The organism is Pigmentiphaga sp. NML030171 (genome assembly GCF_002188635.1).
Classification (GTDB): domain Bacteria; phylum Pseudomonadota; class Gammaproteobacteria; order Burkholderiales; family Burkholderiaceae_B; genus Pigmentiphaga; species Pigmentiphaga daeguensis.
In genome coordinates this window covers 98,491-122,903 of the sequence record NZ_NINX01000025.1, presented here as the reverse complement: position 1 = coordinate 122,903, position 24,413 = coordinate 98,491, and the positions used below count along the sequence as shown (strand labels likewise).

Annotated in this window: 26 protein-coding genes; 18 read left to right on the top strand and 8 right to left on the bottom strand. The window is 69.9% G+C overall.

Annotation, left to right across the window (positions count from 1 at the left end; translation table 11 throughout):
• Positions 1-19 precede the first annotated feature (19 nt).
• Positions 20-325, top strand: coding sequence for an I78 family peptidase inhibitor (locus tag CDO46_RS08455; protein WP_087838100.1), 306 nt, complete (start codon positions 20-22; stop codon positions 323-325).
• A gap of 10 nt (positions 326-335) precedes the next feature.
• On the opposite strand, the gene CDO46_RS08450 is transcribed toward CDO46_RS08455, so the two are convergent.
• A complete protein-coding gene (locus CDO46_RS08450) occupies positions 336-1,283 on the bottom strand; it encodes a LysR family transcriptional regulator (protein WP_165963115.1) in 948 nt (315 codons plus the stop codon).
• 175 nt (positions 1,284-1,458) lie between these two features.
• Between CDO46_RS08450 and CDO46_RS08445 the strand changes: the two genes are divergently transcribed.
• The 3 genes from CDO46_RS08445 to CDO46_RS08435 all read left to right on the top strand — a co-directional run bounded on the left by CDO46_RS08445 (position 1,459) and on the right by CDO46_RS08435 (position 5,197).
• Positions 1,459-2,421, top strand: coding sequence for a tripartite tricarboxylate transporter substrate binding protein (locus CDO46_RS08445; protein ID WP_087838098.1), 963 nt, complete (start codon positions 1,459-1,461; stop codon positions 2,419-2,421).
• 125 nt (positions 2,422-2,546) lie between these two features.
• Positions 2,547-3,701 carry an iron-containing alcohol dehydrogenase gene (locus CDO46_RS08440; protein ID WP_087838154.1) on the top strand — a complete coding sequence of 385 codons (1,155 nt, stop codon included), beginning with the start codon at positions 2,547-2,549 and terminating at the stop codon, positions 3,699-3,701.
• Positions 3,702-3,727: 26 nt separating this feature from the next.
• Complete coding sequence (locus CDO46_RS08435) at positions 3,728-5,197, top strand: aldehyde dehydrogenase (protein WP_087838097.1); 1,470 nt, start codon at positions 3,728-3,730, stop codon at positions 5,195-5,197.
• A gap of 84 nt (positions 5,198-5,281) precedes the next feature.
• On the opposite strand, the gene CDO46_RS08430 is transcribed toward CDO46_RS08435, so the two are convergent.
• Positions 5,282-5,893, bottom strand: coding sequence for a DUF502 domain-containing protein (locus CDO46_RS08430; protein ID WP_087838096.1), 612 nt, complete (start codon positions 5,891-5,893; stop codon positions 5,282-5,284).
• Positions 5,894-5,998: 105 nt separating this feature from the next.
• Positions 5,999-7,057 (bottom strand): MBL fold metallo-hydrolase, encoded by a 1,059-nt coding sequence (locus CDO46_RS08425; protein WP_087838095.1) that lies wholly within the window; start codon positions 7,055-7,057, stop codon positions 5,999-6,001.
• A gap of 177 nt (positions 7,058-7,234) precedes the next feature.
• Here CDO46_RS08425 and CDO46_RS08420 point away from each other — a divergent pair, with 177 nt between their 5' ends.
• From CDO46_RS08420 to cls, 7 genes are all read left to right on the top strand, one after another.
• Positions 7,235-8,416, top strand: a complete 1,182-nt coding sequence (locus CDO46_RS08420; protein ID WP_087838094.1) for an acetyl-CoA C-acetyltransferase — start codon at positions 7,235-7,237, stop codon at positions 8,414-8,416.
• A 13-nt stretch (positions 8,417-8,429) separates the two neighbouring features.
• Complete coding sequence (locus CDO46_RS08415; protein WP_087838093.1) at positions 8,430-9,290, top strand: IclR family transcriptional regulator; 861 nt, start codon at positions 8,430-8,432, stop codon at positions 9,288-9,290.
• A 10-nt stretch (positions 9,291-9,300) separates the two neighbouring features.
• Complete coding sequence (gene ybiB / locus CDO46_RS08410; protein WP_087838092.1) at positions 9,301-10,269, top strand: DNA-binding protein YbiB; 969 nt, start codon at positions 9,301-9,303, stop codon at positions 10,267-10,269.
• Complete coding sequence (locus CDO46_RS08405; RefSeq protein WP_087838091.1) at positions 10,266-10,658, top strand: sirohydrochlorin chelatase; 393 nt, start codon at positions 10,266-10,268, stop codon at positions 10,656-10,658. The genes ybiB and CDO46_RS08405 overlap by 4 nt, the downstream gene beginning before the upstream one ends.
• Positions 10,659-10,703: 45 nt before the next feature.
• Positions 10,704-11,327 carry a glutathione S-transferase family protein gene (locus CDO46_RS08400; RefSeq protein WP_087838090.1) on the top strand — a complete coding sequence of 208 codons (624 nt, stop codon included), beginning with the start codon at positions 10,704-10,706 and terminating at the stop codon, positions 11,325-11,327.
• A 142-nt stretch (positions 11,328-11,469) separates the two neighbouring features.
• Positions 11,470-12,003: a peptide deformylase gene (def, locus tag CDO46_RS08395; protein ID WP_087838089.1), complete on the top strand. Its 534-nt coding sequence runs from the start codon at positions 11,470-11,472 to the stop codon at positions 12,001-12,003.
• Between the two features lie 18 nt (positions 12,004-12,021).
• A complete protein-coding gene (cls, locus tag CDO46_RS08390; RefSeq protein ID WP_087838088.1) occupies positions 12,022-13,458 on the top strand; it encodes a cardiolipin synthase in 1,437 nt (478 codons plus the stop codon).
• A gap of 15 nt (positions 13,459-13,473) precedes the next feature.
• On the opposite strand, the gene CDO46_RS08385 is transcribed toward cls, so the two are convergent.
• Together CDO46_RS08385 and CDO46_RS08380 are read right to left on the bottom strand one after the other, a co-directional pair.
• The gene (locus CDO46_RS08385) at positions 13,474-13,896 is read right to left on the bottom strand and encodes a hypothetical protein (RefSeq protein ID WP_087838087.1); all 423 of its coding nucleotides are present in this window, start codon (positions 13,894-13,896) and stop codon (positions 13,474-13,476) included.
• 38 nt (positions 13,897-13,934) lie between these two features.
• The gene (locus CDO46_RS08380; RefSeq protein WP_087838153.1) at positions 13,935-15,074 is read right to left on the bottom strand and encodes an alpha-hydroxy acid oxidase; all 1,140 of its coding nucleotides are present in this window, start codon (positions 15,072-15,074) and stop codon (positions 13,935-13,937) included.
• A 164-nt stretch (positions 15,075-15,238) separates the two neighbouring features.
• On the opposite strand from CDO46_RS08380, the gene CDO46_RS08375 reads away from it, so the two are divergent.
• Complete coding sequence (locus CDO46_RS08375; protein ID WP_087838086.1) at positions 15,239-15,643, top strand: hypothetical protein; 405 nt, start codon at positions 15,239-15,241, stop codon at positions 15,641-15,643.
• A 32-nt stretch (positions 15,644-15,675) separates the two neighbouring features.
• Here the strand turns inward: CDO46_RS08375 and CDO46_RS08370 are convergent, their stop codons facing one another.
• On the bottom strand, positions 15,676-15,900 hold the full coding sequence (locus CDO46_RS08370; RefSeq protein WP_087838085.1) for a hypothetical protein: 225 nt from the start codon (positions 15,898-15,900) through the stop codon (positions 15,676-15,678).
• A 62-nt stretch (positions 15,901-15,962) separates the two neighbouring features.
• Between CDO46_RS08370 and CDO46_RS08365 the strand changes: the two genes are divergently transcribed.
• Complete coding sequence (locus CDO46_RS08365) at positions 15,963-16,757, top strand: DUF2243 domain-containing protein (protein WP_087838084.1); 795 nt, start codon at positions 15,963-15,965, stop codon at positions 16,755-16,757.
• A 9-nt stretch (positions 16,758-16,766) separates the two neighbouring features.
• Here CDO46_RS08365 and CDO46_RS08360 read toward each other — a convergent pair whose 3' ends face one another.
• Entirely contained in the window at positions 16,767-17,807 is a 1,041-nt protein-coding gene (locus CDO46_RS08360) for an aldo/keto reductase (RefSeq protein WP_087838083.1), read from the bottom strand.
• Between the two features lie 160 nt (positions 17,808-17,967).
• Here CDO46_RS08360 and CDO46_RS08355 point away from each other — a divergent pair, with 160 nt between their 5' ends.
• From CDO46_RS08355 to CDO46_RS08335, 5 genes are read left to right on the top strand one after another with little or no spacing between them, the layout of a single operon-like run.
• Positions 17,968-18,807 (top strand): ABC transporter permease, encoded by an 840-nt coding sequence (locus CDO46_RS08355; RefSeq protein WP_087838082.1) that lies wholly within the window; start codon positions 17,968-17,970, stop codon positions 18,805-18,807.
• Positions 18,808-18,849: 42 nt separating this feature from the next.
• Positions 18,850-19,866 carry an ABC transporter substrate-binding protein gene (locus CDO46_RS08350; RefSeq protein WP_087838081.1) on the top strand — a complete coding sequence of 339 codons (1,017 nt, stop codon included), beginning with the start codon at positions 18,850-18,852 and terminating at the stop codon, positions 19,864-19,866.
• Positions 19,867-19,883: 17 nt separating this feature from the next.
• On the top strand, positions 19,884-20,681 hold the full coding sequence (locus tag CDO46_RS08345) for an ABC transporter ATP-binding protein (protein WP_087838080.1): 798 nt from the start codon (positions 19,884-19,886) through the stop codon (positions 20,679-20,681).
• Positions 20,682-20,701: 20 nt separating this feature from the next.
• Positions 20,702-21,832 (top strand): LLM class flavin-dependent oxidoreductase, encoded by a 1,131-nt coding sequence (locus CDO46_RS08340; RefSeq protein ID WP_087838079.1) that lies wholly within the window; start codon positions 20,702-20,704, stop codon positions 21,830-21,832.
• 5 nt (positions 21,833-21,837) lie between these two features.
• A complete protein-coding gene (locus CDO46_RS08335; RefSeq protein ID WP_087838078.1) occupies positions 21,838-23,217 on the top strand; it encodes an NtaA/DmoA family FMN-dependent monooxygenase in 1,380 nt (459 codons plus the stop codon).
• Here the strand turns inward: CDO46_RS08335 and CDO46_RS08330 are convergent.
• Positions 23,199-24,275, bottom strand: a complete 1,077-nt coding sequence (locus tag CDO46_RS08330) for an Ig-like domain-containing protein (protein WP_087838077.1) — start codon at positions 24,273-24,275, stop codon at positions 23,199-23,201. The genes CDO46_RS08335 and CDO46_RS08330 overlap by 19 nt on opposite strands.
• Between the last annotated feature and the right edge of the window lie 138 nt (positions 24,276-24,413).

Sequence of the window (24,413 nt, the reverse complement as noted above, 5' to 3'; positions counted from 1 at the left end):
ACGCCCACAAGGAGAACCCATGATCCGGAGCGCCTTCGCCCTTGCCACGCTGGCCTTCGCCGCCGGCTGCGCCGCCCCCGTGCCCATCGCCGATACCCAGCCCGCGGCGCAAGCGCCGCAGGGACAATGCCAGGCCGACGCGGCCCAGACCCTGGTCGGCCAGCAGCTCAGCTCGGTGCTGGTCGAGGAAGCCCGCAAGGCCTCGGGCGCCGGCAGCGCGCGCGTGCTGCGCCCCGGGCAGGCCATCACTATGGAATTCAATCCGTTCCGGGTGAACGTCGAGGTCAACCGCCGCGAGGTCGTGACGGCGATACGCTGCGGTTGAGGGCGGCCTTTCAGCCCGGCGCGGGCTTGCCCAGCGGCGCGTGCCCGCGCAGCGCCGAGGCCGCTTCCTCGATATAGGTGGCCAGCGCCCGGGCCTCGGGGCTGAGCGGCCGGATGGACGAATAGTAGATTTCGGTCCACAGCTCGATGCGAGGCCGGAACGGCCGGGTCACGACGTCGGGAAAGATGCCGGTGGACAGCAGCATGGGATTGATCAGGCCGATGCCCACGTCCTGCTGCACCAGCGCGCACACGCCCATGGACGTGCTGGCGAAGATGGTCTTGGGTATGCTGACGCCCGCTTCCTGCAAGGTGGCGCGCACCAGGATGGAAGTGGGCGACTCCTCGGGCAGGGCGATGACGGTGGCGCCGACCAGGTCTTCCGGGCGCACCACGGACTTGGCCACCAGCGGATGGCGCCGATGCAGCGCCGCCACCAGCAGGTCCTCCGATATGGTGTGGCGCTGGCACAGGTCGACGCTGCTGGCCGTGTTGGGCGCCGGCGGGTTGGTCACGCCCAGGTCCACCTCGTGGTGGGCCACCGACTCCAGCACCTTGGGCGGGCCTTCCACGCGCAGGTGCACGTTGACGTCGGGATGGCTTTCCTTGAAGCGCTGGATGGCGCTGGGCAGGATGGCGATCAGCGGCGGCGCGTGGGCCGCGACGACGACGGTGCGCACCGACCCCTGGTCCAGCGCGTAGGCCTCGTCCAGCGCCCATTCCAGGTGCTTGGCCGCCTGTTCGGCGCGCGGCAGCAGGCGGCGCGCCGCGGCCGTGGGCTCGAGCCGCCCGTGCGCCAGCGTGAACAGCGCGACGCCGGTTTCCCGCTCCATCAGCCGCAGGGTCTTGCTGACCGCCGCCTTGGAAATACCCAGCCGCAGCGCGGCTTCGCTCATGCCGCGGCTGCGCATGAGGGTGGCGAAGATCTGGAAATGGCGGCTGTTCAGCAGGCGTGACATGGCGGAACCTGGCATGGGCCCGGCAACGGGCGTGTGGCGAATCGTTAACCTCTGGTTAACCAGAAATGCCATTGTCACACAGCCTGGCTGCCTACAATTTTTCGCATGGACGAGCCGCAGACGCCGCACCGGGCGGTCCGGCCGCCGCTGTCCCACCCTTTACGAGATCGATGTGATGATGCGCAAGCTGTTTTCCCTCGTGGCCGTGTCGGCCCTGGTTCCCGTGGCCGCGATGGCCGATACCTTCCCGTCCAAGCCCGTGACCATCGTGGTGTCCGTGCCGGCCGGCGGCACCATCGACGCGATCGCGCGCATGGTCGCCAAGGACCTGGGCGAATCGATGGGCAAGCAGTTCGTGGTCGAGAACCGGCCGGGCGCGAACGGCAACATCGCCGCCGACTACGTGCGCCGCGCGCCCGCGGACGGCTACACCTTGCTGATGCTGGCCTCGAGCACGCTGGCGCTGGGCCCGTACGTGATGCAGAACGTGCCGTTCGACCCGATCAAGGATTTCTCCCCGGTGGCGATGACGGCGGGCCTGAACATGGCGCTGCTGGTCAATCCCAAGGTGGGCGTCTCGGACGTCAAGGGCCTGGTCGAGAAGATGAAGGCCAACCCCGGCAAGCTGAACTATTCATCCACCGGCAACGGCTCGTTCCCGCACGTGGCCGGCGCGCTGCTGAACCTGGAAACCCACACCGACGCGACCCACGTGCCCTACAAGGGCCTGGCGCCTTCCATCCAGGACCTGCTGGCGGGCCAGGTGGACTTCACCTTCGATTCGGGCAGCGCCGTCCACGTCAAGTCGGGCAAGCTCAAGGCCCTGGCGGTGATCGGACCCAAGCGCGCCTCGGCCCTGCCCGACGTGCCGACCTTCCGCGAAGCCGGCCTGCCCGAGCTGGAGAAGGTCAGCGGCTGGCACGGCGTGTTCGCCCCGGCCGGCACGCCGGCCGACGTGATCAAGCGCCTGAACGCCGAGATCAACAAGAGCCTGAAGAAGCCCGACTCGGTCGAGCGCATCCAGGCCATGGGCTTCGAGAGCGTGGCCACCACGCCCGAGGAGCTCGGCAACGCGCTGCGCACCGAGTACAAGAACTTCGGCGACCTGATCGCCAAGACCAAGATCTCGGCGTACTGATCCGCGTCCTGGCCGGCGCGCCGCGCGCCGGCCGTCCCTTCTTCCTGCTTTCCGCATCACCGCGCATGGGGTGAGGGCCGTGCTCACCCCGGCCGCCCCGCGCGGCCCGGACGGAGCCGATGTCCATGCCCAGCTTCCATTTCGAAACCACGCCTCGCATCGTCTGCGAGCGCGGGGCCGCCCTCGGGCTGGCCCGGATCCTCCAGGCCGGCGGCCATCGCCGCGCGTTCCTCGTCACCGATCCCGGCCTGGTCGCCGCCGGCCTGATCGATGCGCCCGCCGCCGCCCTGCGCGCCGCCGGCGTGCACGTGACCGTATACGACCGCGTCCAGGCCGACCCGCCCGAGCACGTGGTGCTGGAGGCGGCGCAGGCCGCCCGCGACGACCGCGCCGACTGCGTGATCGGCCTGGGCGGCGGCAGCTCGCTCGACACCGCCAAGCTGGTGGCCCTGCTGGCCGCCAACCCGCAGCCGCTGGCCGACATCTATGGCCCGCAGCGCGCCCGCGGGCCGCGCCTGCCGCTGATCCAGGTGCCGACCACCGCGGGCACCGGGTCCGAAGTCACGCCCACGTCGGTGGTGTCCACGCCCGACCACCAGAAGCGCGGCGTGATCAGCTCCCTGCTGTTCCCCGACGTGGCGGTGCTGGATGCCGCGCTGACGGCGGCGCTGCCGCCCGGGCCCACCGCGATGACCGGCATCGACGCCATGGTCCACGCCATCGAGGCCTACACGACCCGGCACAAGAAGAATCCCATGTCGGACATGCTGGCCGTGCGCGCGCTGCAACTGCTGCACGGCCACCTGGGCGGCGCGGTGCGGCAGGGCGGCGACCTGGACAGCCGGGAAGCCATGCTGCTCGGTTCGCTGCTGGCGGGCATGGCTTTCGCCAACGCCCCCGTGGCCGCCATCCACGCGCTGGCCCATCCGCTGGGCAGCCACTTCCACGTGCCGCACGGACTGGCCAACTCGCTGGTCATGGTCCCCATCCTGCGGTTCAACCTGCCGGTGGCCGAAGGCGCGTATGCCGAACTGGCGCGCGCGCTGGATCCCGGCCTGCGCGACGCGGCCGATGCCGAGGCGGCGTTGGCTTTCATCGCCGCCATGCAGGCCCACGTGGCGGCATCGCCCATCCCGCAGCGGTTGCGCGATGTGGGGGTCGGCGAATCCGATCTGCCGGCGCTGGCCGAAGCGGCGATGACCGTGGACCGCCTGTTGATGAACAACCCCCGCGACCTAACCCGCGACGACGCGCTCGCAATCTATACCCAGGCCTTCTAGCGCCCGGCCTTTCATGGAACCCTGACATGACCGAACACATCCAGACCCTGATCGCCGGCTCCTGGCGCGACGCCTCGGGCCCCCGGTACGTGACCGAATATCCCGCCGACGGCAGCCAGGTCGCCACGCTGCACGCGGCCACCGCCGACGACGTGGACCAGGCCGTGCGGGCCGCCGAGGCCGCCCGCCTGCGCCCCGAATGGGCGAGCCTGAAGCCGCACGAGCGCGGCGCCATCCTGACCCGCATCGCCGCCGGCATCCGGGCCCGGGCCGAGGAACTGGCGCAGCTCCAGCGTCTGGACAACGGCAAGCCCATCAACGAGACGCGCGCGCTGGTGGCCAGCGCGGCGGGCACCTTCCAGTTCTTCGCGGCGGCCTGCGAGACGATGGAAGACACCATTACCCCGTCGCGCGGCGACTACGTCAGTATGAGCGTGCACGAGCCGCTGGGCGTGGTGGGCGCCATCACCCCGTGGAACTCGCCCATCGCCAGCGAGGCGCAGAAGCTGGCGCCCGCCCTGGCGGCCGGCTGCGCGGTCGTGTTCAAGCCGGCCGAAATCACGCCGCGCATGGCCATCGAACTGGCCCGCATCGCGCAGCAGGCAGGCGTGCCGGACGGCATCATCAGCGTGGTGCCCGGCAAGGGCTCGGTGGTCGGCGACGCGCTGGTGCGCCATCCGCTGATCCGCCGCATCGCCTTCACCGGCGGCACCACCGTGGGCCTGGGCATCGCCCGGCTGGCGGCCGAGCGCCTGATGCCGACGTCGCTGGAGCTGGGCGGCAAGTCGCCCACCATCGTCTGCGCCGACGCCGACCTGGACCACGCCGTGGCCGGCGTGCTGTACGGCATCTTCAGTTCGTCGGGCGAATCGTGCATCGCGGGCTCGCGCGCCTTCGTGCATGCCAGCGTGTACGAAGCCTTCAAGGAACGCCTGCTGGCGGGCGTGCGGGCGCTGCGCGTGGGCGATCCGGCCAGCGAGCGGACCCAGATGGGACCGCTGGTCAGCCAGGCCCATCGCGAGTCGGTGGAGCGCTACGTGCAACTGGGCGTGGACGAGGGCGGCAAGGTGCTTGCCGGCGGCCAGCGGCCCACGGGCGCCGGCTACGACCGCGGCAGCTACTACCTGCCCACCGTGATCGAAGGCCTGCCCAACCAGGCCCGCATGTGCCAGGAGGAAATCTTCGGCCCGGTGCTGGCGCTGCTGCCGTGGACCGACGAGGCCGACCTGATCGCCCAGTGCAACGACAGCGTGTTCGGCCTGGCCTCGGGCATCTGGACGAACGATTACAAGACCGCCTGGCGCATCGGCGCCGCGCTGCAGACGGGCACCGTCTGGATCAACACCTACAAGCTGTTCTCGGTCAGCACGCCGTTCGGCGGCGTGAAGATGAGCGGCACGGGACGGGAAAAGGGCCGGCTGGGCATCCTGGAATACACCAACCAGAAGAGCTACTACTGGGGGATGAACGCGGCGCCGCTGCCGTGGAGCCGGTGATGGGGCGGCGGCGTCCCCATGCATGATCGACCCGCTTGCACGGCACTTTGAGGCAAGGGCGGCGGATCCGCCGCCCCGGTTTCGTCACTCCTGCCTGGGGGCGGGCGCCGCCTGCGGTGCGCGTGCCATCCAGGCGATGAGCGACGAGCGCATCGCTTCTTCCACCGACATCTCGATGGGCGTGACCCACGAGATCGGCACGAATACCGTGTAGCCGCCGATCATGTATCCCATGGGCAGGTACACGGCGACCCGTTCGCCCGGCAGGAAGCCCTCGGGCAGGCCGGCCGTGCTGCGCCGGGTGACCAGTCCCACCAGTTCGATCTCCTGGCCCGGCATGCGCAGGATGACGACCTGCTGCCCGCCCTGGCTGGTGCTGGGGGTGAAGTAGTCGGCGAAGCTCTTGAGCGAGGAATAGATGCTTTTGACCACCGGGATGCTGGTGAACGGCCATTCCACGTAGGAAAGCATGCGGCGCACCCGGTGCTTGGACACCAGCATCCCGACCGCGACGATGCCCAGCACGCCCAGGATCAGGCCCATGCCGGGAAAGTAGAAGCTGCCGACGAAGGGGTGGAGCACCGCCAGCGCGAGGGCTTCCATCCATGCCACGCACACATACAGCAGGTACAGCGTCAACGCCAGCGGCAGGATGGTGATCAGGCCACGGAAAAAATACTTGTAGACGTTCTTCATCTCGGACTCCTGCGTCGACAGGCCCAGGGAAGCCGCCCCGCGCGGCGGCGGCCGGGGCGCCAAGCATAGCAGTGGAATGCGCGCCGCCGGGGGCCGCGCGGAAGGTCAGGCGGGGACCCGGTAGCGGACGATGTCGTCGGCGCCGATCTCGCGGGCGACCGCGCCCTGGTAATACAGCATGTGCAGGTGGGCGATGGCCTCGCCCAGCGCGAAGGTCATCTGGTGCAGGTCCAGCTTGCGCTTGAACAGCACGGGCACGATGTCGTAGGCCGAGGCGGCCTTGCCGGTACAGGCCTCCTTGACGCGTGCCAGGTGGTCGGCGTGGTGGGCATGCTGCTGCGCGATGCGGGTATGGATGCCGACGAAGGGCCGGCCGTGCGAGGGCAGCACCAGTGCGTCCGCCGGCACGTGGGCATAGCCGCCAAGCGAATCCAGGTAGAGCTGCAGCGGATTGCTTTCGGGGTCGATGTCCGTGACGCTGACGTTGGTGGAGATGCGCGGCAGCACCATGTCGCCGGAAATGACGATGTTCAGTTCCTTGCAATACAGCGAGATGTGCTCGGGCGCGTGCCCGTAGCCGGCGATGGCATGCCATTCGTGGCCGCCGATGCGCAGCACGTCGCGGTCCATGATGCGGTTGAAATGGGCGGGGACCCGCGGCACCAGTTGCGGGTAGTAGCGGGTGCGGGCGCGCACGCCGTCCAGCGAGGCCTGGTCGGTCATGCCGTTGCGGGCGAAGTGCGCCGCCATGCGTTCGCCGCCCGAGATGGCCTGGCCTTCGACGAACAGGTGGGCGGTCAGGAAGTCGGTGGCGCTCATCTGCAGCGGAACGCCCCATTTCTCGGTCAGCCAGTGGGCCAGGCCGATGTGGTCGGGGTGCATGTGGGTGACGATGACCCGCACCACGGGCAGCCCGTCGAGCTGGGTGGCGAAGACCTGTTCCCAGAGCGCCTTGACCTCGTCGCGGGCGATGCCGCAGTCGACGATGGTCCAGCCGTCCCGTCCCTCGAAGCGATCGCGCAGCAGCCACAGGTTGATGTGGTCCAGCGCGAAGGGAAGGGGCATGCGGATCCAGCGGATGCCGGGCGCGACCTCGATGGCCGTGCCGGCCGCGGGCAGGGTGTCGCCCAGCGGGTACTTCAGTTCGTGTTCGAGAGGATTCATGACGGATCGGGGGGGCCTGGCCGGTTCGTGCGGCGCTGCTTGGGCAGGTCTAAAATGGGCAGGCCACTTGTTGGTAAATTACAGCTAGTGTACCTAGGTGCCGGCGGATGCATTCCCGGAACGCAGCCGCCGCCCTTGCCCGTGGCGCCCGCCGCTTTTCAGAGTCAGGAGTCGAAGATGTCGGATCCCGTTGTTATCGTATCGGCCGCCCGTACCCCCATGGGCGCCATGTTGGGCGAGCTTTCAGGGCTTTCCGCCAACCAGTTGGGCGCAATCGCCATCAAGGCGGCGATCGAGCGTTCGGGCCTGAAACCCGAACAGATACAGGAAGTGCTGATGGGCAACGTGCTGCAAGCCGGCCAGGGCCAGGCTCCGGCCCGCCAGGCCGCGCTGGGCGCGGGCCTGCCGCTCGGCACCAGTTGTTCCACCATCAACAAGATCTGCGGGTCGGGCATGAAGGCCACGATGCTGGCGCACGACCTGCTGCTGGCCGGCAGCGTCCAGGTCGCGCTGGCGGGCGGCATGGAAAGCATGAGCAATGCCCCCTACCTGCTGCCCAAGGCGCGGCAAGGCTATCGCTACGGCCACGCCACCATGTACGACCACATGGCGATGGACGGCCTGGAAGACGCCTATGACAAGGGCCGCGCCATGGGCGTGTTCGCCGAGGACTGCGCCGCCAAGTACAGCTTCACCCGCGAGCAGCAGGACGCCTATTCGCTGGAGTCGCTGCGCCGCGCCAAGGCCGCCAGCGAGGACGGCAGCTTCGAATGGGAAATCGCGCCGGTCACCGTGGCCGACCGCAAGGGCGAGAAGATCATCGCGCGCGACGAGGCCCCCTACAAGGCCATGCCCGAGAAGATTCCCACCCTCAAGCCCGCGTTCAAGAAGGACGGCACCGTCACCGCCGCCAACTCCTCGTCGATCTCGGACGGCGCCGCCGCCCTGGTGCTGATGCGCGCCTCCACCGCCGAGAAGCTGGGCGCCACGCCGCTGGCCCGCGTGGTCGCCCACGCGCAGCATTCGCAGGAGCCCCAATGGTTCACCACCGCGCCGGTGGGCGCGCTGGCCACGCTGTTCGCCAAGACCGGCTGGAAGCCGGGCGACGTCGACCTGTACGAGATCAACGAAGCCTTCGCCGTGGTGACCATGGCCGCGATGGCCGAGCACAAGCTGCCGCACGAGAAGGTGAACGTGCATGGCGGCGCCACCGCCCTGGGCCACCCCATCGGCGCCAGCGGCGCGCGGCTGATCGCCACCCTGCTGGGGGCCATGCGCCAGCGCAACGCCAAGCGCGGCGTGGCCTCGCTGTGCATAGGCGGAGGCGAAGCCACGGCCATGGCCTTCGAACTGATCTGATCGCCAGGGCTGCATGACGCAACACCCATCGGCCGGCGGCAAGCCGGCCGGCATCGGCGCGGGCCGCCAGGAGGCTGCCCGCGTGTCCGCGGTCGCCGAGGGCGACGCGGTCAAGCCCAGCGATGCCTACGTGCAGTCCTTCGCGCGCGGATTGACCGTCATCCGGTCCTTCAGCGCCGAACGGCCCGCCATGACCCTGACCGAGGTGGCCGAGGCCGCCGGCCTGACGCGGGCCGGCGCGCGCCGCATCCTGCTGACGCTGGTGCAGCTGGGCTACGTGGCCACCGAGGGCAGGCTGTTCCGGCTCACGCCCCGCATACTCGAACTGGGTTTCGCCTACCTGACGTCCATGCCGTTCTGGGACCTGGCCGAGCCCATCATGGAGCAACTGACCAACGAGGCCCACCAGTCCTGCTCGGCCACCGTGCTGGACGGTACGGACATCGTCTACGTGCTGCGCATCCCGACCGGGCGCATCATGTCCATCAACCTCGGGATAGGCAGTCGCCTGCCCGCCTACTGCTCGGCCATGGGGCGCGTGCTGCTGGCCGGCCTGGCCGATGCCGAGATCGATGCGGTGCTGGCGAATTCCGACCTGCGGGCCCACACGCCATTGACGGTGACCGATCCGGCCCAGCTCAAGGCGGCCATCCTGAAAGTGCGCGAGCAGGGCTGGTCGCTGGTGGACCGCGAACTCGAGACCGGGCTGGTCGCCATCGCCGCGCCCATCCGCGACCGCAGCGGCCGCACGGTCGCCGCCTTGAACCTGAGCGGCCAGGCGCACCTCGTGACCGCGCGGCAGATGCAGGACGAACTGCTGCCGCTGCTGTGCCGCGCCGCCGAACGCATCAACGACCTGATGAAGCGCGTGTAATGGAGCGCCCATGACCGAACCCTATGCGTGCGCACCGCTGATCCGCGAGATCGGCCGCGGCAAGGACGGATCGCGCGCGCTGGCGCGCGGCCAGGCCGGCGAACTGATGGGCGCCATCCTGGATGGCCGGGTGTCCGAACTGGAACTGGGCGCGGTGCTGCTGGCCCTGCGCATGAAGGGCGAGTCCGTGTCCGAGGTGGCCGGCTTCCTGGACGCGGCCGAGGCCAGGATGGCGCGCGTCGAAGCGCCCGCCGGACGCCCCGTGGTCGTCCTGCCCACCTACAACGGTTCGCGCCATGCGCCCAACCTCGTGCCGCTGCTGGCCTGGACCGTGGCGCAGGCCGGCCTGCCGGTGCTGCTGCACGGGCAGGCCTCCGATCCGGCCCGGGCGGGCGCGGGTTCGAACGCCGCGCGCGTGCCCACCATCGATATCCTGGAACAACTCGGCATCGAGGCCTCGTCCGATGCCGACGCCGCCGCGCGGGCGCTGCGCGACCGGGGGCTGGCCTATCTGCCGCTGGCCGTCGCCAGTCCTGGCCTGGCCCGGGTCGTGGGCCTGCGCCGCATCCTGGGCGTGCGCAACGTCGCGCATACGCTGGCCAAGCTGCTGCGGCCGGTGCAAGGCCCCAGCCTGCTGCTGTCCGCCTACACCCATCCCGAATTCGGCGCCATGCTGGCCGAGCTTTTCGCGCTGCGGCGCGAGGCGGCGCTGCTGATGCGCGCCACCGAAGGCGAGGCGGTCGCCAGCACCCGTCGCCCCCAGCGCATCGCGCGCTGGCTGGACGGCGTCGAGGCCACCGCGGTCGAGGGCGCGGAACGCGCCGAGGCCGGGCTGCCGGCCCTGCCCGCGCGCGAGGCCGCCTCGACGGCGGCCTGGGTGCGCGCCATCCAGCAGGGGCGCGAACCGCTGCCGGCCGCGATCGCGGCCCAGCGCGACGCCATCCTCGATGCCGCGGCGCGCCTGGGGGCGTCCGCATGACGCCGCGCCGAGGCATCGTCCTGTTCGCGCACGGGTCGCGGGATCCGCAATGGGCGCGTCCCATGGCGGAACTGGCCCGCGTGCTGCGCGGGCGCGATCCCGGCACGCCGGTCGAGATCGCGTTCCTGGAATTGATGCCGCCCACCCTGCCCGAGGCCATCGCCGTCCTGGCGAGCCAGGGGGTGGCCGAGATCGCCGTCCTGCCGGTATTCTGGGCGGCGGGCGCGCACGTGACGCGAGACCTGGCGCGTCTTCTGGACGAAGCGCGCGCGGCGCATCCCGCGGTGCGGTTCGCGTCATTGCCGGTGTTGTCGGAGCTGCCCGGCGTGCTGGACGCCGTTGCCGAGGCGGCCTTGCGCCCGGCGGCGGATCCGGACCCGCGGGCATAGCACCCTTTATTCCATTCCTTGCACCCGTACACGGAGATTTCCACCATGATGACCATCTGGGGCCGCCTGACTTCCATCAATGTTGCCAAGGCGGTGTGGGCCGCGCGAGAGCTGGGCCTGCAGTTCGAGCGCATCGACGTGGGCGGCCCCTATGGCGGACTGGACAAGCCCGAGTACCTGGCGCTGAATCCCAACGGCAAGATCCCCACGCTGGATGACAACGGCTACATCCTGTGGGAATCGAACTCCATCGTGCGCTACCTGGCTGCCCAGTACGGCGCCGGCACGCTGTGGCCGACCGACCCGCGCGAGCGCGGCCTGAGCGATCGCTGGCTGGACTGGCAGGCCACCGAGTTCGGGCCCGCCATGGGGCCGGCCTTCATCGGCCTGATCCGCACGCCGGAAGACAAGCGCAACCACCAGGCCATCGCCGAGTCCGTGGCGCGCGGCAACAAGCTGATCCTGCTGCTGGAGAAGTTCCTGGCCGACGGCCGCCAGTACCTGGCGGGCGACCGCTTCACCATCGGCGACATCGCCGTCGGCTGCGCCATCGACCGCTGGTTCCTGCTGCCCATCGAGCGCCCGGCCACGCCGCTGCTGGCGCAATGGCACGAGCGCGTCAGCACCCGGCCGTCGGCGCAGGGCGTGCTTGGACAGGAATTGAAGTAGCGGCACCCGCGGGCAAGTGCCGCAGTCATCCCTGCGGCACCTGCGTGGGACGCCATCGGCCTCGCGGCGGTGCCGATCTGGCACAATCCGGATAGGCACCCCCCGGGCAAAGGGCCCGGCAGGACCGTTCCAGGGCAGTTCCATGATCCGCGAAATATTGAAGATGGGCGACGAACGCCTGCTGCGCGTCGCCAAGCCGGTTCGGGAAACCGGTACCCAGGCGCTCGATGCGCTGATCCAGGACATGTTCGATACGATGGAGGCCGCGGGCGGCGTGGGGCTGGCCGCGCCGCAGATCGGCGTCGACCTGCAGGTGGTGATCTTCGGCTTCGACAGCAGCGAGCGCTATCCCGACGCGCCGGCGGTGCCGCGCACCATACTCATCAATCCCGTCATCACGCCCCTGTCCGACGAGAAGGAAGAGGGCTGGGAAGGCTGCCTGTCGGTACCGGGCCTGCGCGGGGCGGTGCCGCGCCACGTCTCCATCCGCTACACCGGCATCGACCCCGCCGGGGTTCCCATCGACCGCGTGGCAGACGGTTTTCACGCCCGGGTGGTGCAGCATGAATGCGACCACCTGATCGGACGCCTGTACCCGTCGCGCATCGAGGATTTCTCGAAGTTCGGCTTCACCGAAGTGCTGTTCCCCGGTCTCGATCCGAACCGCGACGACTGATACCGGGAGGTCGCCAACATGGCGGAAAGTCTGCTGTCGATCGGTCTGGAGGTCGCCACCCTCCATGTGCTGGGCATCATCGCAGCGTGCCACGCGATCATGAACACCCGCACCTCGCAGGGCGCGGTGGCCTGGGCCGTGGCGCTGGTCTCCGTTCCCTACCTGACGCTGATTCCGTATCTGTTCCTGGGCCGCAGCCGCTTTGCCGGCTACGTGGACGAACACCGGTTCAACAGCGCGCGGGCGCGCGCGCGTACCGAGGCCGACGTCAACCAGTCGCAGCTTACCGTGGCCGCGCGCCGCGACGCCGCGACGGAGCCGGCGCTGCGGCGCTTCCTGGCGCTGGACCGGCTGATGGGCCGCCGCTTCCTGGCCGGCAACCAGGTCGGCCTGCTGGAGAACGGCCGGGAAACCTTCGATGCGATTTTCGAGGCCATCGACCGGGCGCGGCGCTACGTCCTCGTGCAGTTCTTCATCGTGCGCGACGATCCGCTGGGGCGCGAACTGCACCGCCGCCTGCTGGCGCGCGCCGCGGATGGGGTCAAGATCCATTTCCTGTACGACGGCATCGGCAGCCACGCGCTGGCCCGCCGCTACGTCGAGTCCCTGCGCGCGGGCGGCGTGCAGATCCATGCGTTCTCGGTGCGCCGGGTCAGCAACCGCTTCCAGCTGAATTTCCGCAACCATCGCAAGATCGTCGTGGTCGACGGGCAGGTGGCCTTCGTCGGCGGCCACAACGTGGGCGAGGACTATCTGGGCGGCAATCCGCGCCTGTCGCCGTGGCGGGACACCCACATCCGCCTGGCCGGTCCCATCGTGGCGCAGATCCAGCGCACGTTCAGCGAAGACTGGTATTGGGTCACGCAGACCCTACCCGAGCTGGCCATGCCGGAGGAAGCCCCGGGCGACATGACCTGCCTGGCCATCGCCAGCGGTCCGGCCGACCACCAGGAGACCGGTTCGCTGTTCATGACGCAGGCCATCCAGGCGGCGCGGCGGCGCATCTGGCTGACCTCGCCGTATTTCGTGCCAGATTCGGCCGTGCAGTCGGCGCTCCGGCTGGCGGTGCTGCGCGGGGTGGACGTGCGGGTGCTGTTGCCCTGCCGGCCCGACCATTTCACGGTCTACCAGGCTTCGCTGTTCCACACCTACGAGGCGGTGCGCGCGGGCGTGCGGATCTATCGATACCAGCCGGGGTTCCTGCACCAGAAGGTGATGCTGATCGACGACGACACGGTCGCGGTGGGCAGCGCCAACCTGGACAACCGCTCGTTCCGGCTCAATTTCGAGCTGAGCGTGCTGACCGTCAGTCCCGAATTCGCGGCCCAGGCGCAGGCCATGCTGCTGGCCGACTTCGCGTTGGCCAAGGAAGTGGGGCCGGGCGAGTGGGAGACCGTGCCCCTGCTGCCGCGCGTGGTCATGCACGTGGCGCGGCTGTTCGCGCCCGTGCTGTGACGGCCGCCGCCCGGATCAGCGCTTGTCGAATACCTCGGCGCAGCGCGAGAAGCTGAACCCGGCGCCGGAGGATTCACGCGTGGTCTGGATGGCGGTGATGCTGCCGGCGGCATTGGCATTGATCTGCAGCTCGCAGAACAGCTCTTCGGTGCGGGCCGGCGACACCATCACGCGGTCGGTCTTCTTGGAGTCCTTGTCGCGCGGCACGTCGCGGTACTGCGCGGCGTGCTGGATGCTTTTCTCGCCGCCGCGCCAGTTGTAGACGGCACTGCCGTCGCCCAGCTTGTACGAACGCTGCGGCGGGCCGTACTGCGAAAAGAAGGCGTCGGTGGACTGGCCGATCCAGCGTGCCCGTATGGCCGAATTGGTTTCCTCGGTGGTGGCGCAGCCGGACACCAGGAGCAGGGCGGCCGCCAGGCCGGGCAACAGGACCTTCATGGGATTCTCCAGGACGGGTGGGTGGGGTTGGGTTCTCGTCAGGGGCGGATCAGGATGTCGGGGCCGATCTCGGCGATGGTGCGCGTGCCGGTCAAGGCCATGCTGACGTCCAGTTCGCGCTGGATGATGCCGAGCGCGGCATCGACGCCGGGCCGGCCCATGGCGCCCAGCCCGTACAGGAAGGCGCGGCCTATCATCGCGCCGCGCGCGCCCAGGGCCAATGCCTTGAGCACGTCCTGTCCGCTGCGCACGCCGCCGTCGAACAGGACCTCGGTCCTGTCGCCCACCGCCTCGACGATGGCGGGCAGGGCGGCGATGGAGGACTGCGCGCCGTCGAGCTGGCGGCCTCCATGGTTGCTGACCACGATCGCATCCGCGCCGCACGAGGCGGCGATGCGCGCGTCCTCGGGGTCCAGGATGCCTTTCATGATGAGCTTGCCGCCCCATTGCTGCTTGATCCACTCCACGTCCTTCCAGGACAGCGTGGGGTCGAACTGGCGGGCGGTCCAGCGGGCCAGGCTGTTGATGCCGTCGGCGTCCTTGACGTGGCCGGCCAGGTTGCCGAAGGTCCGGCGCCGGGCGCCCAGCATGCGCAATGCCCAGGCGGGCTTGCTCGCCAGGTCCAGCAGGTTGGCCAGCGTGGGGCGCAGCGGCACGGTCATGCCGTTCTTCAGGTCCTTGTGGCGCTGGCCCAGGATCTGCAGGTCCAGGGTCAGCACCAGGGCCGAGCACCGGGCCGCCTTGGCGCGCTGGATCAGGTCGGCGATGAACTCGCGGTCGCGCATCACGTACAGCTGGAACCAGAAGGGCTTGGTGGTGGCCGCGGCCACGTCCTCGATCGAGCAGATGCTCATCGTGGACAGCGTGAAGGGGATGCCGAACTGCTCGGCGGCCTGGGCGCCCAGGATCTCGCCGTCGGCCCATTGCATGCCCGCCAGGCCGGTCGGCGCGATCGCCACCGGCATGCTGACCTCCTGGCCGAGCAGGGTGCTGCGGGTGGAGCGGTTGTCGACGTTGACCGCCACGCGCTGGCGCAGCTTGATGGCCGCCAGGTCGTCGGCGTTGGCGCGATAGGTGCACTCGGTGTACGAGCCGCTGTCGGCATAGTCGTAGAAGGCGCGCGGGACGCGCTTCCTGGCGAGCTGACGCAGGTCTTCGATGCAGGTGATGACGGGCATGGGGAAATCCGGGTATTCGAAGGGCGCGGCACGCGGCCGCATGGGCGCTATTTTGCTACAGATGAGCAAGGCGGCCCATCTCGGGCGTCGTCGTTGCGGCCAGGCGGCGCCAGGCCCCGGGCACGAATGCTGCTGCCCATGCCGTATCCAAGCAGGAGCCGACCATGAAACCACCTCCCGATCCCAATGCCGGCGCGCCGCGCCCGGAGCATGTCTCGTCCGACGATGCCCCGCGTCCGGACATGGACCATCCGCCCGGTCCCCAAGGCGCCACCACCGAGTTCGACCAGGCGGCGGCCGAGGCCAGCCGCGAAGCCAGGACCGGCACGCTGCCCGGGTCCGACGATTTCACCCCCGCCCAGCGCGGCCAGCAGGGCGCCGACGTGGAAGTGCGCAGCGACGGGGCCGCCGGCAATGACAGGCGTGACGGGGATTCGGAAGAGCGCGATGCGCCTGTGGCCGGCAGCGGCAATACGCTGGGCGACGGCATGACGGCCGGCGGCACGGAAGGCGTGCAGCGCCGGCGCGACTGGCTCGAGCGTGTCGAGCAAGACGAGAGGGAAGATTGATGCCCGCGCCGCGCGGGCATCCGGCCGCGGTGTCAGGCCAGGTCGGGGTCGCGCCCCCGGGGCGAGGGCGGCTTGCCAGCGGGCGGGACCTCGCCCGGCATCTTCCTGCCGACGTCGGCGGGTTCGGCACCGGTCTGCGGTTCGACTTCCTCGCGCGGCCGGTCTTCGGAGCCGACGCCCAGCCAGTTGGGATCGGCCGGGCGTTGGCGTATGACGGTGGCGGGCTTGGCCGGGGATGGGCGGTTCGGGTCCTTCATGGTCGGGCCTCCGGAAAGCCGGTCAGCAGCAAGAGACGTGCCGCGTGCATGGAGGCCTGCTCATGAGAAGCGTTCCTCCGGCCTGCGCAGCATGGGTGCCATCCGCTTCGTTCCGATGGGCCGGCTATCTGCTGGGCTTTGCCCTGGGCGGATTCTTCGACGGCATCCTGCTGCACCAGATCCTGCAATGGCACCACCTGCTCAGCGGCTTGCAGGGGGAAGCCTGGCGCGACCTGCGTGTGCAGGTCATGGCGGACGGCTTGTTCCATCTGTTGATGTACCTGGTCGCGCTGGCGGGCCTGTGGCTGCTGTGGCGCGCCCGGACCGAGGCCGGGCGGCCGGGCGCCGGCCGGCTGTCCTGGGCGCTGGTGCTGGTCGGCTTCGGGGCGTGGCACGTGCTGGACGCCGTGTTGTCGCATTGGCTGCTGGGCATCCATCGCATACGCATGGATGCCGCGCACCCGCTGTGGTGGGACCTGGCGTGGTTCGCGGTATTCGGCCTGGGTTCCGTCGCCGCCGGCGCGTGGCTGCGCCGCCGCGGCGGCAAGGGCCGGGGCGGGCAGGCCGGGATACTGGCGCTGCTTGCCGCCGTGGCCATTGCCCTGCCATGGTCGCTGCGTCCGCCGCCCGGCATGGATACCGTCGTGGTCCTGTTCCGGCCCGGCACGTCCGCGCCGCAGGCCCTGGCGGCGCTGGAGCGGGTCGATGCGAAGCTCTTGTGGGGCGATGCGTCTGGGCAGCTCTGGGCAGTGCGTCCGGGACCCCGCTATCGGGCGATGGCGCTCTATCGCCACGGTGCGCTATGGGTGGCCGGGGCCATGCTGCCCATGGGTTGCCTCGGATGGTTCAAGGCCTGAGCCGCCGCATCAGCCGGGCGCCGGGCCGGGCGGCTGGCGGCGGAACAGCCGCAGCAGGTCGGGCGATGCCGTTTGGCCGGGCGTGGGGGCGACGTTGCGGTCGAGTTGCACCTGCTGCGGCACGTACGGCGCTTCCAGCCGTTCCAGCTCCTCGGCGCCGAGCGCGATATCCAGCGCCGCCACGGCATCGTCCAGGTGGCCGGCGCGCGTGGCGCCGACGATGGGCGCGGTCACCGCGGGGTTGTGCAGCAGCCAGGCCAGCGCGATCTGCGCCGGCCGGGCGCCGCGCTCGGCGGCGACCTGGATGACGCGGTCCACCACCTGCTCGTCCTCGGGCCGCGCGAAGTCGCGCACCACGCGCGAGCGCTCGGTGTCCCGGCGCCGGCTGCCGGCCAGCAGGCCGCGCGCCAGGGGGCTGTAGGGCAGCACCGCCACGCCCTGATGCAGGCACAGCGGCAGGGTCTCGCGCTCTTCTTCCCGGTATAGCAGGTTGTACTTGTTCTGCATGGTCGAGAACCGTGTCAGCCCGTCACGCCCGGCCAGTTGCTGCAAGGTGGCGAACTGCCAGGCGTGCATGCTGCTGGCGCCGATGTAGAGCGCCTTGCCGGCGCGCACCACGTCATCCAGGGCCAGCATCACTTCCTCGAGCGGCGTGTGGGGATCGAGGCGGTGGATCTGATAGAGGTCGATGTAGTCGGTTCCCAGGCGCCGCAGGCTGTCGTCGATGGCGTGGCGGATACGCTTGCGCGACAGGCCGTGGCTGACGCCCTCACCGCTGCTCAGGCCCGCCTTGGTGGCGATGACGACCTTGTCGCGGCCCGTGCCGTAGCGCTTGATGGCGCGGCCCAGGATTTCCTCGCTCAGGCCGCTGGAATAGGACTCGGCGGTGTCGAACAGGTTGAAACCGTGCTCGAATGCCGCGCGGTAGTGGGGCTGGGCGTCGTCCTCGGACAGGGCCCAGGGCATCCAGTCCCTGGAGCCGTAGCTGGAGGCGCCGAATGCCAGCCGCGAGACGCGCAGGCCGGTGGTGCCCAGATCGATGTATTGCATGCGTGGTCCCGAAGGCGGAAAAGTGCTGGAACGCGCAATCTAGCAACGCGCGCGGCGCGGCGGAAATGCGATTTGCGGCATTGCATATGCGGACAAATTCCTTCGGCGCCGGCCGGCGGCGGCATAGAGTAGTCCTCCGACGTCTTTCCGCCTTGCCGCCATGTCCAGCATTCCGTCGCATCTCCATGCCGTACCCGCGCCTCCCCTCGCGGCCCGCGAGCCACGGCCGCGCAAGCGCGTGCCCGCCGCGCTGCTGATCGTCGCGGGGCAGGTCCTGCTGCTGGCGGCCATCCTGCTGTCCATCCAGTTCCTGGTGGACAGCGGCGCGGTCAAGCCCATCTACCTGGCATCGCCCACGCAGGTCCTGGAGGCCTTCCCCCGCCTGGTGACGCAGGATGGCCTGCTGCGCCACCTGCTGGTGACCCTGTCCGAGGCGCTGCTGGGACTCGCCATCGCGTTCGTGGCCGGCGTCTCGACCGGCGTGGTGATGGGCCTGCTGCCGGCGGTGCACCGGTTTCTCAATCCGTTCCTGGTCGCGCTGATGGCCGTCCCCAAGGTCGCGATCATTCCGCTGCTGACGCTGTACCTGGGCATAGGCTATGCGCACAAGGTCTTCATCGTCTTCCTGTTCGGCTATTTCATCTTCGTGTTCAACACGATCGCGGGCATCCGGCAGGTGCAGGAGAACCACCTGAAAGTCGCCCGGGTGCTGGGCGCGACGCAGGCGCAGCGCATCTTCAAGGTGGTGCTGCCGTCGGCCATCCCTTCGATCATGGCGGCGGTACGGGTGGAGGCGGTGATGTGCGTGGTGGCCGCGCTGCTGGCCGAGATCGTGGCCTCGAAGGCGGGCATCGGCAACCTGCTGAACCGGGCCACCGGTGTCTACGACACCGCCGCCGTGTTCGCGCTGGTCGCCACCATCACAGTGTTCGCGCTGCTCATCATCTTCGCGGTCGAGCAACTGGAGAGGCGCGTGCTGCTCCGGTGGAAGCATGCCTGACCGTTCGTCATTTCCCCGCTTCGCTTTCCTGTGGATTCCATCATGAACAAGAACCGACGCGACATGCTGTCGCGCCTTGCCGCCCTGGCGGCCCTTTCCGCCTCCGTTCCCGGATTGTCGTCCGCGCAGGGCGCCGCGACGAAGAAGCTCAAGCTCGTGGCCACCAACAGCTACACCCAGCAGCCCATCGCCTTTGGCGTGGAGAAAGGATTCTTCCGCGAAGAGGGCCTGGAGGTGGAGTTCGTGGACGTACAGGATGCGGTGACCGGCGTCGCGACCGGCGAGCTGTCGTTCGCGTTCGGGCCGACCAGCGTCTACCTGCGCGCCGCGGCGCTGGGCGCGCCGATCAAGATCGTATCGTCGGGCTTTCGCAGCAAGGGACCGTACTTCCTGATCGCCCGGCCCGGCATCCAGAGCATCGCCGGCCTGAAGGGCAAGACCGTGGGCAATGCCCATGCGGGTTCGAACCTGGATACGGTGCTGCGCACGATCCTGGTCCGCAACGGCCTCGATCCCCGCCGCGACGTGACGCTGTTCGGCAATGGCTCGACCCAGCAGGCCTACGGCACGCTGATCTCCGGCCAGGTGGACGCGACCATCATCCACCAGCCCTTTGCCGCGCTGGGCGAGCTGGAGAAGACCAGCCGCACGCTGGCCCGGGGCTGGGACTACCTGCCCACTTATCACACCGGCGTGCTGATCGCGGGCGACCGGCTGATCGCGAACGATCCCGACCTGCTGCGCCGCGGGCTGCGGGCCTATTTCAAGTCCTACACCTACGCCAAGGCGAACTACCCGGAGTACCTGCCGTGGCTGCAGGCGCGGCTCAAGCTCAACCCCCGCGCGGTCGAACTGGCGCTCAGGCAGGAGGACGACGTCTGGGACAACAATCCCGACGTCGATCCGGTCGCCATCCAGGATACGCAGCGCATCGAGATCGAGCAGCGGAACCAGAAGGCGCCGTATGACGCGAAGAAGTACATCGACCTGCGCTTCGTGCCGCGGGAATACGTCAAGCCGTTCCAGTACCCCGATAGATCGGCGGCGCTGAAAGGCTGATCGCAAGGAGTCGCCCGGTGTCCATTTTCTCGATCCGCAAGCTGAGCCAGGTCTATGGGGGCGCGAAGCCCGTGCATGCGCTGGCCGATATCGACCTCGATATCGATGAAGGGGAGTTCGTGGTGCTGCTGGGCCCCAGCGGTTGCGGCAAGAGCACGCTGCTGGAGATCCTGGCCGGCCTGCAGCGCCCCACCGCCGGGCAGGCCCTGTTCGACGGCCGGCCCATCGCCGGGCCGTTCCCCTCGGTGGGGGTGGTGTTCCAGGACGCCTCGCTGCTGCCCTGGCGCACGGTGGCGCGCAACGTCCAGCTGGGCCTGGAGATCCGGGGACGCGACAAGGCGCTGCGGCGCCGGACCGCCGAGGCCTATCTGGAGCTGGTGGGGCTGGCGGGATTCGGCGACAAGTACCCGCACCAGTTGTCGGGCGGCATGCGCCAGCGGGCCGGCATCGCCCGCGCGCTGGCTAATGAACCCAGCGTGCTGCTGATGGACGAGCCCTTCGGCGCGGTGGACCACATCACGCGCATCCGGCTGCAGGAAGACCTGGTGCGCATCTGGCAGGCGCACCGGCGCACGGTGGTGTTCGTCACGCACGACGTGGGCGAGGCGGTGTTCCTGGCCGACCGCATCGTGCTGCTGTCGCCCCGGCCGGGCCATATCCACGACACCTTCCGCGTGGCCGTTCCGCGGCCGCGCCGGCGCGGCGACCTGTCGCTGCTCAAGCTTGAGGCGTCGATCTACGACGCCCTGCATGCGATCGACACAGGCGCCTCGCCGGCCCGGGCTCCGCTGCGCGCGCTGGCCTCGGCGCGCTGACTCTTCACCTGGGGTTCCACATGTCTTCCACATCCGTATCCCTTCCGCGTGCCGGCGGCCCGCTGCTGGCGTATCTGCATCGCGGCGCCGAGCCCTCGATCGAGACGGCGTTCGCCGGCTCGCTGCTGACCAGCCTGGCGCTGGAAGTCGAGCGCGCCGGGTTCGACCTGCTGGTGCTCGATGACGAACCGCGCGTCGAAGGCGCCGCGCCGCGCGTGCGCCTCGACCCGTTCACGGCGGCTTCCTTCATCGCGACGCGCACCCGCCACCTGGGCCTGGCCGTGACGGCCGACGCCGCCTACTACGAACCGTTCAACCTGGCCCGCCTGACCGCTTCGCTGGACCACATCACCCATGGGCGGGCGGCGCTCAACCTGGTGCACGATCCCGCGCGCGCGGCGGCGGTCAACTTCGGCGTGCGCGATCGCGCCGCGCCGGCGGATCCCGGGCGGCATGCCAGGGAGTTCCTGCACGTGGTGCGCGCGCTGTGGGACAGCTGGGAGGACGACGCTTTCCTGCGCGACAAGGCTAGCGGCCGTTTCGTGGACGGCGCCAAGATCCACGCCATTGCGCACCGGGGCGAGCATTTCCAGGTCCAGGGACCGCTGAACGTCGCGCGGCCGCCGCAGGGCCAGTTGCCGCTGGTCCATGTCGAACGCTCGCCTGCGTCGCGGCCGTGGGCAGCTGCCGAGGCCGATGTCGTGGTGGTGGCGGCCGGGGACGAGGGCGGTGTGCGCGAGGCGGGCCAGGCGCTGCGCGCGCTGGCCGTGCGCGAGGGGCGCGCAGCGAACTCGCCGCGGGTGCTCGCGCCCATCGTGCCCTGGGTCGCCGATACGCCCGACGAGGCGCGGCGGCTGCGCGCCCGCGTGGCCTCCCGTCCCGACGCCGTCGCGGCGATCGGCACGCCGGACGAGATCGCCGCCACCTTGCAGGCCTGGGTGGCGCGGGGCCTGGCGGACGGCTTTGCGGTGCTGCCCGCGCCCGAAGCCGGCCAGTGGCCGCGCTTCGCGGAACAGGTGGTGCCGGCGCTGGCCCGGTGCGGCCCGATCGGGCCCGCGGCCGCAGGCTTCGCGCCGACGCTGCGCGGGCGGCTGGGCCTGGCTCGTCCCGCCAATCGCCACGCTTCCCTTGCGCAACCCGTCAACGGATGACCGCCATGAGCCAAGCAATCCGCCGCCTGCACCTGGGCCTGATGTTCTGGGCCACCGGCACCCACGCCGCCGGATGGCGCCTGCCGGACGCCAGAGAGGACGCGGCGTTCGACATCGAGTTCCTGCAGCACGTGACGCAAGTGGCCGAACGGGCCCGGTTCGACTTCCTGTTCCTGGGCGACCGGCTTGCCACGGATCCGCGGCTACAACGCACCAACCCCGCGCAGATGTCGCGGCTCGAGCCGTTCACGACGGCCGCCAGCCTGGCCGCCGCCACGTCGCGCATCGGCATCGTCGTCACCGCCAATCCCACCTACTACGATCCCTATTCCGTGGCGCGCCTGATGGGCTCGCTGGATCACGTCAGCGCGGGCCGGGCGTCCTGGAACATCGTGACCGGCGCCGACGACATCGCCGCCGCCAACTTCAGCCGCACCGAGCATTGGGAAACGGGCAAGCGCTATGACTGGGCCGACGAGTTCGTCGACGTGGTGAAGGCATTGTGGGACGGCGCACCGTCGGTCGAGGCGCCGGCGGGCGTCCCGCTGGATCACGACGGACGGCACTTCCGCATCGCCGGCCCGCTGGACGTGCCGCGGCTGCCGCAGCGCCATGCGGTCATCCTGCACGCGGGCACCTCGGACCGGTCGCGCGAACTGGGCGCGCGCGAGGCCGACGTCATCTTCGCCGGCCAGCCCGACATTCCGTCGGCCCAGGCCTACTACGCCGACATCAAGCAGCGCGCCGCCCGCTACGGACGCGGCGAAGACGAAATCGCCATCCTGCCGGGCCTCACGCCCATAGTCGCGCCCACCACCGAAGAAGCCGTGGCGATCTACGACAGGTTGAACGCCTTCCTGCCGCTGGACCCGGAAGAGGCGGCGGGCGAGGTCCGCAAGGGCGGGCTGGGGCGCGGCCGCCGGCGCAACCTGAGCGCGCTGTCCGAGACCCTGGGCGTGGACGTGCGCGGCAACGACCCCGGCGCCGTGGTGGAACCCGCGCTGTACGGGCAGGCGTCCGAGGCGGGGCGCAGGCTGATCGACGAGACCGCCCGCCGCACCCGCCGGTCGCTGACGGGTGCGGCGCGTATTTCCTATCGCGACCTGATCGATACGGCGGGGGCCATGGGCGCCATCGTGGTGGGCAACCCCGAGGAGGTCGCCGATTTCATCCAGGCCTGGTTCGACCAGCGGGCGGCGGACGGCTTCAACATCTTTCCCGCCTACGTGCCAGGGGCCGTCGAGGCATTCGCGGAACTGGTCGTGCCGGTGCTGCAGCGGCGCGGCCTGTTCCGCCTGGACTACGAAGGCCCGACCTTCAGGGATCACCTGGGGCTGGGCCTGCCCGGCTCCCGCCGGGACCGGGATCAACTGGTGCGCCTGTAGGTATAGGTGTAGTCGAACCGGGTCGTGGTGGGCGGGATCGTGATGCCGTTTGCGGTGCCCGAGACCGACACCGAGCCCTTGCTCTTGAGCACGATGGTGCTGCCGACGCCGCAGCCTCCGCAGCCCTCGTAGCTGGTCGACAGGTCGCTGTAGCTGTAGCTCAGGCTGACCCCGGGGCCGGACACGCCGCCCGAGACGCCGCCGTACTGCTGCACCACCTGTTGGGCACCGTCGGCCGAGGCCGGCACGGCGCCGAATTCGATGTTGCCGATGGTCTGCTCGAAAGGCACGCCGTTGGCCGAGCCCCGCACGGTCAGTTCCCACTTCGAGCCGGCCGGGATGGTGCTGCTCGTGCCGCCGCCGCTGAACGAGATGCCGGCCACGCTGATCGAGAAATCATAGGTGGTGACGCTTTCGCCGACCTTGATCGTTTCCGAGCAGGACGTGGTGGAGCAACTGAGCGAAATCGATACGCCGTCCAGCACCGCATCGAAGCCCTTGCCGTCGGCGGCGAAGCCGCGGCTGAAGAAATCGAAGGTCTTGGGATCCACGCCCTTGGCGGTGTAGAGCGCGGCGAAGTTGGCGTTCACACGCTTGGCAGCGGCTGTGATCGCGTCGCCTGCGAGGCGAGTGGTCTTCCAACCCTCGAACAGCGCGGCCAGCGGTTTCCTGCCGCCGGCATCATGCAGCGCCAGCGTGGTCAGCGGCGTGATGTTGGCCGTGCCCGCGGCCGCCGCGAACGAGTACAGCACCGATCCCGATCCGGTCGAGACCTTGAGCAGGTAGGGCGGCGCCGATTCGATGGTGATGCTGTAGCGGCCATCGGCGCCGCTCTTGCCGGTGGCGGTGGCGCCCGCCGCGTTCACGACGGTGACGGTGGCGTTGGCCACGGCGGCGCCGGTGGCCGCCGTGCCCGACAGCGTGTCCGTCTTCGGTGCCGGCGGACTCGCGCCGCCCGACGAGCCGCCGTCGCCGCCGCAGGCGCCCAGGGCAAGTGCGAGACAGGCGCACGCGGCAAGGCGCGCAATGCGTGGCGGGAAGAACGGTAGCTTCATCATGGAATACCTTCGTGGCGTGGATGAGACCTGCCGCGTTCGCGGCCGGTCGGGTGGTGTCCGGCGATTCTTCCCATGTGGAGCGGGGCGGGCAATCCCGCGAACACGGGGTTGCCGGCAGGCGACGAATGGCTTGTACTG

Coding starts and splice junctions, on each gene's coding strand:
- CDO46_RS08455 (WP_087838100.1), top strand. CDS start 20: ATGATCCGGAGCGCCTTCGCCCTTGCCACGCTGGCCTTCGCCGCCGGC.
- CDO46_RS08450 (WP_165963115.1), bottom strand. CDS start 1,283: ATGTCACGCCTGCTGAACAGCCGCCATTTCCAGATCTTCGCCACCCTC.
- CDO46_RS08445 (WP_087838098.1), top strand. CDS start 1,459: ATGATGCGCAAGCTGTTTTCCCTCGTGGCCGTGTCGGCCCTGGTTCCC.
- CDO46_RS08440 (WP_087838154.1), top strand. CDS start 2,547: ATGCCCAGCTTCCATTTCGAAACCACGCCTCGCATCGTCTGCGAGCGC.
- CDO46_RS08435 (WP_087838097.1), top strand. CDS start 3,728: ATGACCGAACACATCCAGACCCTGATCGCCGGCTCCTGGCGCGACGCC.
- CDO46_RS08430 (WP_087838096.1), bottom strand. CDS start 5,893: ATGAAGAACGTCTACAAGTATTTTTTCCGTGGCCTGATCACCATCCTG.
- CDO46_RS08425 (WP_087838095.1), bottom strand. CDS start 7,057: ATGAATCCTCTCGAACACGAACTGAAGTACCCGCTGGGCGACACCCTG.
- CDO46_RS08420 (WP_087838094.1), top strand. CDS start 7,235: ATGTCGGATCCCGTTGTTATCGTATCGGCCGCCCGTACCCCCATGGGC.
- CDO46_RS08415 (WP_087838093.1), top strand. CDS start 8,430: ATGACGCAACACCCATCGGCCGGCGGCAAGCCGGCCGGCATCGGCGCG.
- ybiB (WP_087838092.1), top strand. CDS start 9,301: ATGACCGAACCCTATGCGTGCGCACCGCTGATCCGCGAGATCGGCCGC.
- CDO46_RS08405 (WP_087838091.1), top strand. CDS start 10,266: ATGACGCCGCGCCGAGGCATCGTCCTGTTCGCGCACGGGTCGCGGGAT.
- CDO46_RS08400 (WP_087838090.1), top strand. CDS start 10,704: ATGATGACCATCTGGGGCCGCCTGACTTCCATCAATGTTGCCAAGGCG.
- def (WP_087838089.1), top strand. CDS start 11,470: ATGATCCGCGAAATATTGAAGATGGGCGACGAACGCCTGCTGCGCGTC.
- cls (WP_087838088.1), top strand. CDS start 12,022: ATGGCGGAAAGTCTGCTGTCGATCGGTCTGGAGGTCGCCACCCTCCAT.
- CDO46_RS08385 (WP_087838087.1), bottom strand. CDS start 13,896: ATGAAGGTCCTGTTGCCCGGCCTGGCGGCCGCCCTGCTCCTGGTGTCC.
- CDO46_RS08380 (WP_087838153.1), bottom strand. CDS start 15,074: ATGCCCGTCATCACCTGCATCGAAGACCTGCGTCAGCTCGCCAGGAAG.
- CDO46_RS08375 (WP_087838086.1), top strand. CDS start 15,239: ATGAAACCACCTCCCGATCCCAATGCCGGCGCGCCGCGCCCGGAGCAT.
- CDO46_RS08370 (WP_087838085.1), bottom strand. CDS start 15,900: ATGAAGGACCCGAACCGCCCATCCCCGGCCAAGCCCGCCACCGTCATA.
- CDO46_RS08365 (WP_087838084.1), top strand. CDS start 15,963: ATGAGAAGCGTTCCTCCGGCCTGCGCAGCATGGGTGCCATCCGCTTCG.
- CDO46_RS08360 (WP_087838083.1), bottom strand. CDS start 17,807: ATGCAATACATCGATCTGGGCACCACCGGCCTGCGCGTCTCGCGGCTG.
- CDO46_RS08355 (WP_087838082.1), top strand. CDS start 17,968: ATGTCCAGCATTCCGTCGCATCTCCATGCCGTACCCGCGCCTCCCCTC.
- CDO46_RS08350 (WP_087838081.1), top strand. CDS start 18,850: ATGAACAAGAACCGACGCGACATGCTGTCGCGCCTTGCCGCCCTGGCG.
- CDO46_RS08340 (WP_087838079.1), top strand. CDS start 20,702: ATGTCTTCCACATCCGTATCCCTTCCGCGTGCCGGCGGCCCGCTGCTG.
- CDO46_RS08335 (WP_087838078.1), top strand. CDS start 21,838: ATGAGCCAAGCAATCCGCCGCCTGCACCTGGGCCTGATGTTCTGGGCC.
- CDO46_RS08330 (WP_087838077.1), bottom strand. CDS start 24,275: ATGATGAAGCTACCGTTCTTCCCGCCACGCATTGCGCGCCTTGCCGCG.